Origin of the sequence: Pseudomonas antarctica (assembly GCF_900624995.1) — a bacterium.
GTDB lineage: Bacteria > Pseudomonadota > Gammaproteobacteria > Pseudomonadales > Pseudomonadaceae > Aquipseudomonas > Aquipseudomonas antarctica.
Genome location: NZ_UYXQ01000110.1, coordinates 1 through 13294, shown reverse-complemented (window position 1 = coordinate 13294; position 13294 = coordinate 1). Strand labels below are relative to the sequence as shown.

The following is a 13294-nucleotide window of genomic DNA, read 5'->3' as shown; positions in this document are numbered from 1 at the left end:
CGGCCTCCAGGCCTTCCTGGCGCAGGCGTCCGATCAAGCTCACGGCGAGCAGCGAGTGGCCACCCAGTTCAAAGAAGTTGTCATGGCGCCCGACCCGCGCCACGTTGAGCAGATCGGCCCATAGCTGGGCCAGCAGAATTTCGGTGTCGCCCTCAGGCGCCACGTACTCGCGCACCATCAGCGCGTCCATACCCGGCGCAGGCAAGGCCTTGCGGTCGAGCTTGCCGTTGGGGCTCAACGGCAGCGCATCGAGGTGCATGAACAGCGCGGGCACCATGAAGTCCGGCAGGTGCTGCAGCAGATGCACGCGCAGCCGTTCGATATCGCTGGGTATGCCGGTGTAGTACGCGACCAGCCGAGCTTCGCGGGCGACCACCACCGCCTCGTTGACCTGTGGATGCTCCAGCAGCCGCGCCTGGATTTCGCCCAGTTCGATGCGCAGGCCACGGATCTTGACCTGATCATCGTTGCGGCCCAGGTACTCGATATTGCCGTCGGGCAAGTAGCGGCCAACGTCGCCAGTGCGGTACATGCGCCCTTTGGTGAAGGGGTCTTTGAGGAAGCGTTCGGCGGTCAGTTCAGGGCGATTCAAGTAGCCACGCGCCACTTGCACCCCGCCTATAAACAGCTCGCCGACCACGCCCAACGGTACCGGCTGCAACTGCGCATCCAGCAGGTACATGCGCGTGTTGGCAATCGGCTTGCCGATCGGCGTGTTGTCCGGTACGTCGGGGCGCGCGCAATTCCAGGCGGTCACGTCCACCGCCGCTTCGGTCGGGCCGTACAGGTTGTACAGGCCGATCCCCGGCAATTGTTGTTTGAAGCGCCGCACCAGGTTGCCCGGCAAGGCTTCGCCGCTGCACATCACGCGTACCAGCCCGGCCGCTTGGCTGACATCGCCGTGGGCCAGGAACACATCGAGCATCGACGGCACGAAGTGCAGTGTGGTGATCTGCTCAGCCTCGATCACGTCGCACAGGTACTCAGGCTCTTTGTGGCCGCCCGGGCGCGCCATCACCAGGCGGGCACCGGTAAACAGTGGCCAGAAGAACTCCCACACCGACACGTCGAAGCTGAACGGGGTTTTCTGCAGCACCGCGTCATGGGCTTTCAGGCCGTAGGCGTCCTGCATCCACAGCAGGCGGTTGACCACCCCGGCGTGTTCGTTGATCACGCCTTTGGGCTGGCCGGTTGAACCCGAGGTGTAGATCACGTAGGCCTGGTGCTGAGCGGTAAGGGCTGGCACGTGAGGATTGCCAGCGCTTTGGTGCTGCCAGGTGTTGCGATCCAGATCAATCACCGCCACGTCACCGAGTAATTCACGCGTGGCGCCTTGCGCCAGCACCACCACCGGCGCGCTGTCTTGCAGCATGTAGGCCAGACGCTCGCGTGGATACGTCGGGTCCAGCGGCACATAGCCGCCGCCGGCCTTGAGGATGGCGAACAGGCCGACGACCATGTCCAGGCCACGTTCGACGCAGATGCCCACCCGCGAATCCGGCTGAACCCCACGTTCACGCAGGTGATGCGCCAGTCGGTTGGCGCGCCCATTCAGCTCGTTGTAGGTCAGCTGTTGGTCAGTGGCCTTGACCGCCACGGCCTGCGGCGTGCGTTCGACCTGGGCTTCGAACAGGCCGTGCAGGGTTTGCTCGAGGTTGTAGTTGACGTCGGTGGCGTTGAACGCCACCAGCAGTTTTTGCCGTTCCTCGGCACCCAGGATCGGCAGACAGTTGAGCGCCTGATGCGGCGCCTGCTCCAAGGCGTCGACAAGCCCGGCCAAGGCAATCTGCATATAACCGCACACCCGTTGCGCGTCGAATTGCGCCAGTGCGGTGACGTCGTAACCGTCGCCCAGGTCATCCACGTTCAAGGTCAGCGGGTAGTTGGTGCGCCCGTCATTGGCCAGCGTCTGCATGCCTTCCCAGGCCTGCTGCGCCTCGGCCGATCGCGTTGCGCCGCCGCGATGGCGGTAGTTGAGCATTGAGCTGAACAGCGGCGCCGGTGCCGCCACGCCGCTGCAACGCTGGGCCAGCGCCAAGGACGCGTGTTCATGCCCGAGCAACGCGGTCAGCCGCGCATGGGTGGCACGTACGGCAGCACGAGCGCCTTGCGCGTCGATGTCCAGGCGCAGCGGCAAGGTATTGATGAACACGCCGAGCGCACGGTCGGCGCCCTCGCCGCCTTGCATGCGGCCGACCAACACGGTGCCGAACACCACGCTGTGGCGCCCCGACGTAGCCGCCAGCACTTGGCCCCAGGCCAGGTGAAACAGGCTCGCCGTGCTCACGCCGAGCAAGCGCGCCTGGGCGCGCAGGCGGCGGTTGAGGTCACTGTCCAGGCGCAGGCGGTGCTCTTCGATGGCACTGCCGTCGCCGCGCACATCCTGCAGGCCGAACGGCAAGGTCGGCTCATCAACATCCCCGAGCATCTCGCGAAAGAACGCTTCATGTTCCTGCTCGCTTACGCCAAGACGCGCCTGGGCCACGTAGTTGCGGTACGGCATCGGCGCCGCTGTTGGCGCTGCGTGGCCGAGCAAGTGGCCCTGCATTTCGTGCAGCACCACGTCGAAGGCGGTGTGGTCGAGGGCGATATGGTGATAGAGCAACACCACCACCACACGCTGATTGGCCGGGTCTTGGGCGTATTTCAGGCAGATCAACGGCGCCTGACTGATATCCAGGCGATAGCGTCGCGCATCGAAACGCGCATGCAGGCCGGCCAGCACATCACCTTGCAGGTGCAGCTCTTCAAGCGGCAATTGAGCCTGGCGCCACACCACTTGCAGCGGTTGCGCCAGGCCTTCCCAGACCACACCGGTGCGCAAGATGTCATGGCGGTTGATGACCTGTTGCAGCGCCTGGGCGAAGGCGTTCAGGCGCTCGATGCTGTCGAAGGCCAGGTGCGATTGCAGCAGGTACGGGTCGCCCTGCTCGGCGCTGATGTAGTGGTAGAGAATGCCTTCCTGCAACGGCGCCAGCGGGTAGATGTCCTGCACATTGGCGGCGCCGCCGGGTACGCGGCTGACGACCTCGTCGAGGGTTGCTGGGTCGAGCTCCACCAACGGCAACATATCCGGGGTGATGCGCTGGCAGTCAGCGGCAATGCGGTTGGCGGGCACTTGCACTTCGCGACCACTGCCCACGGCGGCGGCCAACGCTGCGAGGGTTGGCTGGCTGAACAACACACGCACGTCGGCGCTGAGGCCGACCTGGCGCATGCGTTCGATCAGGCTGACGGCCAGCAACGAATGGCCACCGAGTTCGAAGAAGTGGTCGTGGCGGCCGACTTGCTCCACCTGCAACACCTCGGCCCAGATCCGCGCCAGAGTGGTTTGCACCTCACCTTGCGGCGCCTCATACTCGCGGCTCAGCAATGCGGCTTGATCAGGTGGCGGCAGCGCCTTGCGGTCGAGCTTGCCGTTGGCGGTCAGCGGCAACGTGTCGAGTTTGACGTAGGCCACCGGCACCAGCGCCTCAGGGAGCTGCGCTTGCAGCTGCGCGCGCAGGGTTTCAAGCGCCAGCGGGTAGTGTTCGGTGAACCAGGCGACCAGACGGCCCTCGCACACCAGCACCACGGCTTCGCCGATGCCGTCCAATGCCGCCAGCCGACTTTCTATTTCACCGAGTTCAACGCGCACGCCGCGCACTTTGACCTGGTCGTCGTTGCGCCCCAGGTATTCGATGTTGCCGTCGGGCAACCAGCGCGCCAGGTCGCCGGTGCGGTACATGCGCCCGCGGTTGAATGGGTCGTGCAGGAAGCGTTCGGCGGTCAAATCCTCGCGGTTCAAATAACCCCGCGCCACACCGCTGCCGCCCACATACAGCTCACCGGTGACGCCCACCGGCACTGGGCGCAGTTGCGCATCCAGCACGTAGACGCTGGCATTTGCGATAGGCCGACCGATATGCAGCGCCGCCCCGGCGCGCACGCGGCCAGAGGTGGCGACCACGGTGGCCTCGGTAGGCCCGTAGTTGTTGACCACCGCAAAGCGTCGCTCCTGGGTGAACTGACGCAGGCGATCACCGCCGATCAACAGGATGCGCAAGGTCGGGTGGTGCAGGTTCTGGCTGAAAGCGTACTCGGCCACGGGCGTGGGCAGAAAGCTCACGTCCAGCGGCTGCGTCAGCCACCAGGCGAGCAATTCGTCGATGTTTTCATTGCCCACGTGCGCGGGCGGCAGGTGCAGGGTCGCGCCTGCGCAGAGTGCCGGCCAGACTTCCCAGGCCATCGCGTCGAAACCAAACCCGGCGACGCTGCTGGTGTGGCTGCGGGCATCCAGGCCGAAGGCCTCACAGTGCCAGTGCATCAGGTTTTCCACCGTGCGGTGTTCCACCATCACGCCTTTGGGCTGCCCGGTGGAGCCGGAGGTGTAGATCACGTAGGCCAGGTGTGCCGGGGTCAGGGTAGCCAACTGCGGGTTGCTGACGGCGTGGTGTTGCAAGCGCTCGTCGAACAGGTCGACAGCGGCATGCGCGCCCAACAGGTCGCGGGTGCTGGCCTCGGCCACTACCGCTACCGGAGCGCTGTCCTGCAGTAAGTAGGCGATACGCTCGGCGGGGTAAGCCGGGTCAATGGGCACATAACCGGCGCCGGCTTTGAGAATGCCCAGCAAGCCCACCAACATCTGCGGGCCGCGACGGCAGCAGATCGCCACGCGATCATCCGGCTGCACGCCGAGTGCCAGCAGGTGATGGGCCAACTGGTTGGCGCGCTGATTGAGGTGCTGATAGGTCAGCGATTCGCCATCTTGTTGCACGGCAATCGCATGGGGCTGGCGGTCGACCTGAGCTTCGAAGGCGCCATGCACGGTATGCCCGGTGGGGAAGTCGGCGGCGGTCGCGTTGAATTCGCGCAGCAGGGTTTCACGCTCTGCCAAGGGCAGAACAGGCAGTTGGTTGAGCGCGGTTTTCGCCGAACTTTCCAAGGCCACGACCAGTTGCTCCACGGCGTTGTGCATGTAGCCACACAGGCGCTGGGCGCCGATCTGCGGCAGCGCCAGCACACTCAGGCCAAAGCCTGCACCGAAGTCATCGACGCTTAGGGTCAGCGGGTAGTTGCTGCGTTCCTCACCGCCCAGCAGTTGCACACCTTCCCAGATGCCCTGGCCGTCGCGGGCCATTTCGTCAGGGTTGCTGTGGCGAAAATTGAGCAAGGCGCTGAACAACGGCACGGCCGTTGGTACGCCGCTGCAACGCTGGGCAAGCGCCAGCGACGCATGCTCGTGACCGAGCAATGCACTCAAACGCGCATGGGTGGCCTTGACCGCCACGGCGGCGCCGGCGGCCACGTCGACGCGCAGCGGCAAGGTGTTGATGAACATGCCCAACGCACGGTCAGCGCCCTCGCCGGCCTGCATGCGGCCCATAAACACGGTGCCGAACACCACGTCGTCACGCCCGGACACCAGCCCCAGCACCTGCGCCCAGGCCAGGTGCATCAGGCTGGCGGCGCTGACGCCCAACACCCGCGCCTGTTCACGCACACGCACCGCCAGTGCCGCGTCCAGGGGCTGCTCGGCTTCTTCGATAGCGCCGCCATCGCCCTGCACGTCCTGCACGCCAAACGGCAAGGTCGGCTCATCGATATCAGCGAGCATCTCGCGAAAGAACTGCTCATGCTCGGCCACGCTGACACCCAGGCGGGCCTGGGCTACGTAATTGCGAAACGGTGCGGCTTCGGGCAACGCTTCGGCCTGATTGAACAGGAACGCGCGCATCTCCTGGCCAACCACTTCCATGGCGGTATGGTCGAGTGCCAAGTGATGGAACAACAGAATCGCCGCGACTCGGTTATTCACCGGGTCCTGGGCGTAGACCATGCGCAGCAGCGGCGCCTGGGTGATGTCCAGCCGGTAGCGCCGTGCGTCGAAACGCGCGTGCAATTGCTCGATGATGTCGCCCTCGGACGGGTTCAAGGCGACTTCCTGCACCACCCGCGGTGCGTCACGCCAAACCACTTGCACCGGGCTGTCCAAACCTTCCCAGACCACGCCGGTACGCAGGATGTCGTGACGGGCCACGACCTGTTGCAGCGCGCCCATGAACGCGTGCAAACGCTCAAGGCTGTCGAACGCCATGCGCGATTGCAGCAGGTACGGGTCGCCCTGCTCGGCGCTGATATGGTGATAAAGAATACCTTCCTGCAACGGCGCCAGCGGGTAGATATCCTGCACATTGGCGGCGCCGCCCGGCACCGGGGCGACGATACGCTCGATAGCGCTCTGGTCGAGCTGCACCAGGGTCAGCATCGGCGGCGTGATGTGCGTGCAGCCCATGGGAATGCCATTGGCCGGCACCACGACTTCACGCCCGCTGCCCACCGCCGCCGCTAAAGCTGCCAGGCTTGGCTGGCTGAACAGCGCGCGCACGTCACAGCTCAGGCCGACCTGGCGCATGCGCTCAATCAGGCTCACCGCGAGCAGCGAGTGCCCGCCCAATTCAAAGAAATGATCATGACGCCCGACGCGTTCGAGCTTGAGCACGTCCTGCCAGATCTGCGCCAGCAGGGTTTCCAACTCGCCTTCCGGTGCTTCGTAACCGCGACTGAGCAGCGCGCTCTGATCCGGCACGGGCAAGCCCTTGCGGTCGAGTTTGCCGTTGGCGGTCAGTGGCAGCAGCGCCAGCCACACGTAGGCCGACGGCACCATGTAGTCGGGCAATTGGCCTTGCAGATGAGCGCGCAGTGCTTGGATGTCCAACGGTGCCTGGGCGGTGTAGTACGCCACCAGGCGCTTGTCACCCGGCTGGTCTTCGCGGGCCAGCACCACGGCGTCTTTCACGCCAGGGAAGGCGGCCAGGCAGGTTTCGATTTCACCGGGCTCAATGCGAAAACCACGAATCTTCACTTGCAGGTCATTGCGCCCCTGGTACAGCAAGGTGCCGTCGGCCTGCCAACTGGCCAGGTCGCCGCTGCGGTACAGCAGGCCGTCGCCGAAGGGGTTCGGGATAAACTTTTCAGCGGTCAATTGCGGCTGGTTCAAGTAACCCTTGGCCACGCCGGCACCGCCGATATACAGCTCACCGACCACACCCAACGGCAACGGTTGCTGGCGCGCATCCAGCACGTAGGCCTGGGCATTCGCAATGGGCCGGCCAATCGGAATGCCGCCCTCGCCCAGCGTGGTGATTTCAAAGGTGGTGGAGAACGTGGTGGCCTCGGTCGGCCCGTAGCCGTTCAACAGATGCTGGGGTTTGCCGTGTTTGAGCACGCGGCCGATCACCTGCGGGTCGAGCACATCGCCGCCGACGATCAGGTAGCGCAACTGGCGGAACACCGGCAGCAACGCATCGGCGTATTGATGGAACAGGCCCGCGGTCATCCACAACACGCTGACGGCTTGCTCCTGCAATAGCGAAGCAAACGCCGCCTGGGACAGCAGCACCGCATGCTCGACCACCACTACGCAACCGCCATTGAGCAACGGCGCCCACACGTCGAGGGTGCTGGCATCAAACGCCGGGTTGGAGGCAAATGCCACGCGGTCACGCGCGTTGAAATCGGCGTAGCCGTTGTTCAGCACCAAGCGCGAGACCGCGCGATGCGGCACTTGCACGCCCTTAGGAGTGCCGGTGGAACCGGAGGTGTACATGATGTACGCCACGCTTTCCGAGGTCTGGACCAGGTCAGGGTTGCGCGGCGACTGCGCCTCAAGGTTCAGGTCGGACAAGGTATTGAGCACACGATGCGCGCCGCTGTCCTGCACGATGAAGGCCTGACGTTCGACGGGGGCGTTGACGTCCAGCGGCACATACACCGCTGCGCACTTGAGAATCGCCAGTTGGCACACCAGCAAGTCGAGGCCACGTGGCAGTGCAATCGCCACGCTTTCCCCCGGCTGCACGCCCTGATTGATCAGGTGATGGGCCAGGCGATTGGCACGGCGGTTGAGGTCGCGATAGCTCAAGGACAACGCGCCATGCACCGCCGCCACTGCTTCGGGGCGCGCCAGCGCCTGGGCTTCAAACAGTTGCTGCACGGTGAGCTGCGAGGGATAGTCGCGGGCGGTGGCGTTGAATGCCACCAGCAGTTGCTGGTGTTCGGCAGCCGGCAGAATCGACACCGCCTGTAACGGTGTGGTCGGTGCTTGTTGCAGCGCGGTCATCAGATGGTGCAAGGCGGTGAGCATGTAGTCGCCCACGCGTTGTACATCCAAGGTGGCCACGCCTTGCACGGTCAGCGAAAAACCTGTGCCCAGGTCATCGACGTTGAGCACCAGCGGGTAGTTGCTGCGTTCTTCTGAACTGAGAATCTCGATGCCGGAGGCGGCAAACGGGCTGTCTCCCGGTGCTTCACCCGGCGCGCTGTGACGGTAGTTGAGCAAGGTGCTGAACAACGGCAACGACCCCGGCACGCCACTGCAACGCTGGGCCAGTGACAGCGAGGCATGTTCATGCCCGAGCAACTGCGCCAGGCGCGCGTGGGTGGCGCGCACGCCGGCTTGCACGCTGACGGCGCCGAGGCTGACCCGCAGCGGCAAGGTGTTGATGAACATCCCCAGCGCCCGGTCGGCGCCTTCGCCGCCCTGCATACGGCCCAGCAACACCGTGCCAAACACCACGTCCTGCTGGCCGGAAACCTGCGCCAACACCTGGGCCCAGGCCAGGTGTACCAGGCTGGCGGTACTGACACCGAGTTGCCGTGCCTGTTCGCGCAGGCCGTGACTGAGCGCCGGTTCCAGCGGTATATGCGCCTCAACGATACCGCTGCCGTCGCCATTGACGTCCTGCAAACCGAACGCCAATGTTGGCTCGTCGATATCGCCGAGCATCTCACTGAAGAACGCTTCGTGTTGCGCCTGCGTGACGCCCAGGCGCGCCTGGGCCACGTAGTTGCGGTACTGCACCGCGTCCGGCAGGTGCGCGCTGTTACCGGCCAGGCTGGCACTCATCTCTTCGACCAGCACTTGCAAGGCAGTGTGGTCGAGCAGGATGTGGTGCAGCAGCAAAATGCCGACGTAACCGCCCGGCTGTTGGGCGTAGCCAAAATGCATCAACGAGGCGCGAGACAGGTCGAGGCGGTAGTGGCGCGGATCGAAGCGTTGTTGCAGCGTCGCCAGGGCGTCAGCGCCCTGCACATTGATGCGTTCAACCGCCAAGGGCGCCTGACGCAACACCACTTGCACCGGCTCATCCAGGCCTTCCCAGAAAATACCGGTGCGCAGGATGTCATTACGTTCGATCACGCTGTGCAGCGCGCGGATAAACGCGTCCACCGCCGTTTGGTCGGCGAAGTTCAACTGCACTTGCAACACGTAGGGGTCACCCTCGGTGGTTGCCAAGTGGTGGTAAAGAATGCCGGCCTGCAAGGGCGCCAAGCCGTAGATGTCCTGCACATTGGCGAGGCCGCCGGGCACCGTCTTGAGGATGTGGTCGATAGCGCCTTGGTCCAGTTCCACCAGCGGCAGCATGTCCGGCGTGATGTGCTCGCTCGTCTCATTGATCAGGTTGGCCGGAACCTGCACCTCCTGCTGCCCGCCCACCGCTGCGGCAAGTGCAGCCAGTGTGGGTTGGCCGAACAGCACGCGCACATCACAGCTCAAGTCCACCTGACGCATGCGTTCGATCAGCTTGACCGCCAGCAGCGAGTGGCCGCCGAGCTCGAAAAAGTTCTCGTCACGGCCGACCTTGTCGAGTTTCAACAGTGCCTGCCAGATAGCCGCGATGGCGGTTTCCACTGGACCTTGCGGGGCCGTGTAATCACGCCGAGCCAGCGCCTCGGCGTCCGGTGCGGGCAAGGCCTTGCGGTCGAGTTTGCCGTTGGTGGTCAGCGGGAATTTATCCAGCCGCACAAAGGCGCTGGGCACCATGTATTCGGCCAGGCTGAGCAGCAGGTGATCGCGCAGTTCGGCGGCATCAAGCTCGCGCTCGGCGATCACGTAGGCCACCAGGCGCTTGTCACCCGGCAGGTCTTCACGGGCGATCACCACCGCGTCGCGCACGCCGTCGGCGGTGGCCAGGCGCGCTTGGATTTCACCCAGTTCAATACGGAAACCGCGCAGCTTCACCTGGTCGTCGTTACGCCCCAGGTACTCGACGCTGCCATCGGCCAATAGGCGGCCGAGGTCACCGGTCTTATACATGCGCAAGCCGGTGGCCGGGTCGGCCAGAAAGCGTTCGGCGTTGAGTGCCTCACGGTTGAGATAACCGCGCGCCACACCCGCACCGCCGACGTACAGTTCGCCGACCACGCCCAGCGGCAGTGGCTCGCGACGCTCATCGAGCACGTAGAGTTGCAGGTCGGGAATGCGCACCCCAATCGGGCTGACGCCAACCAGTTGGGCGTCCGCCGCCTCCAGCGCGCGATAGGTCACGTGTACGGTGGTTTCGGTGATGCCGTACATGTTGACCAGCTGCGTACCGGCGTTAACGGCGCGGGCGTACCAGGGTTTGAGCATGCCGGGCTCAAGGGCTTCGCCGCCAAAGATCACCTGGCGCAGGGAATGCGACTGGGTGCTTTGGGCCGCGATCAATTGGCGGAACGCGCTGGGCGTCTGGTTGAGAATGCTCACACCGGCTTCGCAGATCAGCGCGTAGCACTCATCCGGCGAACGGCTGACCAGTTGCGGCACGATCAGCAATTGCCCGCCGTGCATCAACGCGCCCCAGATTTCCCACACCGAGAAGTCGAAGGCGAAAGAGTGGAACAGCGCCCACACATCGTTGTGATTGAAGCCGAACCAGTGCTGGGTGGCGGTGAACAGTCGCGCCACCTGGCGGTGTTCGATCATCACGCCTTTGGGCAAGCCGGTGGAGCCGGAGGTGTAGATCACGTAGGCCAGGCTGGCCGGGCTGAGACTGATGCGCGGGTTGACAATGGACTCGCCGCGCAGGCTGTTGAGGTCGATCTGCGCCAACGCGCCGACCAAGTGGCGGGTGTTGGCTTGCACCAGAACGGCCAGCGGTTCGCTGTCGGCCAGGGTGTAGGCAATGCGTTCCAGCGGGTAAGCCGGGTCAATCGGCACATAACCGGCGCCAGCCTTGAGGATACCCAGCAAGCCGATGATCATCTGCGGGCCACGCGCGACGCAAATGGCCACGCGGTCATCCGGTCGTACGCCCTGGGCCAGCAGGCGGTGGGCGACCTGGTTGGCGCGTTCGTTGAGTTGGCGGTAAGTGAGGCGCAGGTGTTCAAAGCGCAAGGCGATGGCTTCGGGCTGGGCAGCGGCGTGGGTTTCGACTTGCCGGTGGATCAGGGCGGTGTCGCAGTCATGCGCGGGGCTTTGGTTGAGGCTGTGCAGCAGATGGTGACGCTCGGCGTCGGGCAGGATGTTCAGGCCGCAGAGCGGCTGATCCGGTCGCTGCTCCAGCGCCTCGGCCAGGCTTTGCAACGCGGTATGCAAGTAGCCGGCAACGCGCTGCGCGCCGATGCTCGCGTCGACCATTACCGTCAGTGCAAAGTCTTCGCCCAGGTCATCCACGTTGACAGTCAGCGGGTAGTTGGTGCGCTCGTCGGCGCCCAGCACCTGGATGCCTTCGGCCACGTCGATCACGGCGGCCATGTCGGTCGCGGCGCTGTGGCGGTAGTTGAGCATGGCGCTGAACAGCGGCGTGGGAGCGGCCACACCACTGCAACGCTGAGCCAGTGCCAGCGAGGCATGTTCGTGATTGAGCAAGGTGGTCAGGCGCTCATGGGTGGCCTTGACCCCGGCGCGCACGCCCTGTTCGCCCACATCCACGCGCAGCGGCAAGGTGTTGATGAACATGCCCAAGGCCCGCTCACCGCCCTCGCCTGCACCCATGCGGCCAAGCATCACCGTGCCGAACACCACCGACTCACGCCCCGACACCACGCCCAACACGCGCGCCAGGGCCAGGTGCATCATGCTCGCTACGCTCACGCCCAGTGGGCGCGCCAGGCTACGCAGACGGCGGCTGAGTGCGCTGTCGACCGGGACGCGCGCTTCGTCGATGCCCTGGCCATCGCCCTGCACATCCTGCAAACCGAACGGCAAGGTAGGCTCATCGATATCTGCCAGCATCTCGCGAAAGAACGCCTCATGCGCCTGCTCACTGACGCCATGGCGGACCTGGGCGATGTAGCTGCGAAACGCAACTGGCTCACCAGCCAGGGCTTGCTCGCCGGCCAGGTACAGCTGGATTTCATGACGCACCCCATCAAGGGCGGTGTGGTCGAGGATGGTGTGATGGAACAGCAGCATCGCCACCACGCGCTGGTTGGCCGGGTCGTCGGCAAACACCAGGCGCAACAGCGGCGCCTGGCCCAGGTCCATGCGGTAGGCACGGGCGTCGTAGCGCGCCAGCAACTGGGCCAGGACGTCGTCGCCGTGCAAGTGCGCTTCTTCGCACGCCAGGGTTGCCTTGCGCCACACCACTTGCAACGGCTCGTCGAGGCGCTCCCAGACCATGGACGTACGCAGGATATCGTGGCGGTCGATCACCCATTGCAGCGCTTGCGCGAAGGCGTGGAGACGCGCACGGCTGTCGAATACAACCTGAGCTTGCAGCACGTAGGGGTCGCCCTGCTGCGCCGCTAGATGGTGGTAAAGCATGCCTTCCTGCAGCGGTGCCAGCGGGTAGATATCCTGCACATTCGCCGCGCCGCCGGGGATGGCGGCGACAATGCGGTCGATGGCCGGTTGATCGAGGTTGACCAATGGCAGCATGTCCGGGGTGATCCGGTAGGCCGGGCTCAGCCAGTCGCCGCCGTGCTCGGCCACCCACTCAAGCAGGCGGGGTTTGTGAGTGATCAGTTGATCCCACAGCGTGTCATCCAGCGCTTCGTCGTCGCCCAGGATGATCAAGTCGCCCTCTTCCAGTTGCAGACGGATCGCGTGGGTGGAAATCGCTGCCAATAATTCGCTGAACTGCATGGGGGTAACCTGCCTGATAAGTCACGGTGGAGGAGAAAGTCCGTTTTCAGCTGCCGTTTGGATCGGGTGTGCTGGGCGCCTTAAAAAAACTACGGGCGCAGCCGGGGGCCTGGAGAGGCTTCCGGCAGGCTTGGAAAATTAAGGGATTTGGCAGGCGGGGGGTGACATGGGAAGCGGGGACAAGCGGGAATCAAGCAGCGTTCACTTTTATTGCAGTTACACGGCGTCGATATGCCGATAGTCCAGGTGCAATTGCAGCGCCAGCTGTTTGGCCCGGCCGAGAGTGATCGGCCCGCGCTCGATATCCACCAGCACACCCGGGCAATCGAGCAGCGGCAGGCCGTCGATAGCCTTGAGCCGCCCATCGGTAATCACCAGCAAACGCTGCTGCTCGGCGGGGTAACGCTGGCGCCGCGCGTGCAGCCACTGCCCGGCTTCGGCCAAGGCCGCCAGCAACGGCGTGCC

The 13294-nt window shown here is 64.7% G+C and carries 1 protein-coding gene and 1 pseudogene; both read right to left on the bottom strand.

Annotated elements, in window-relative coordinates; genetic code table 11:
* The coding region (locus E0F99_RS25180) for a non-ribosomal peptide synthetase (protein ID WP_130908985.1) at nucleotides 1-12829 on the bottom strand (12829 nt) is incomplete at its 3' end.
* Between the two features lie 216 nt (nucleotides 12830-13045).
* Nucleotides 13046-13294, bottom strand: a pseudogene (locus E0F99_RS25175) (magnesium chelatase); the annotation flags it as partial.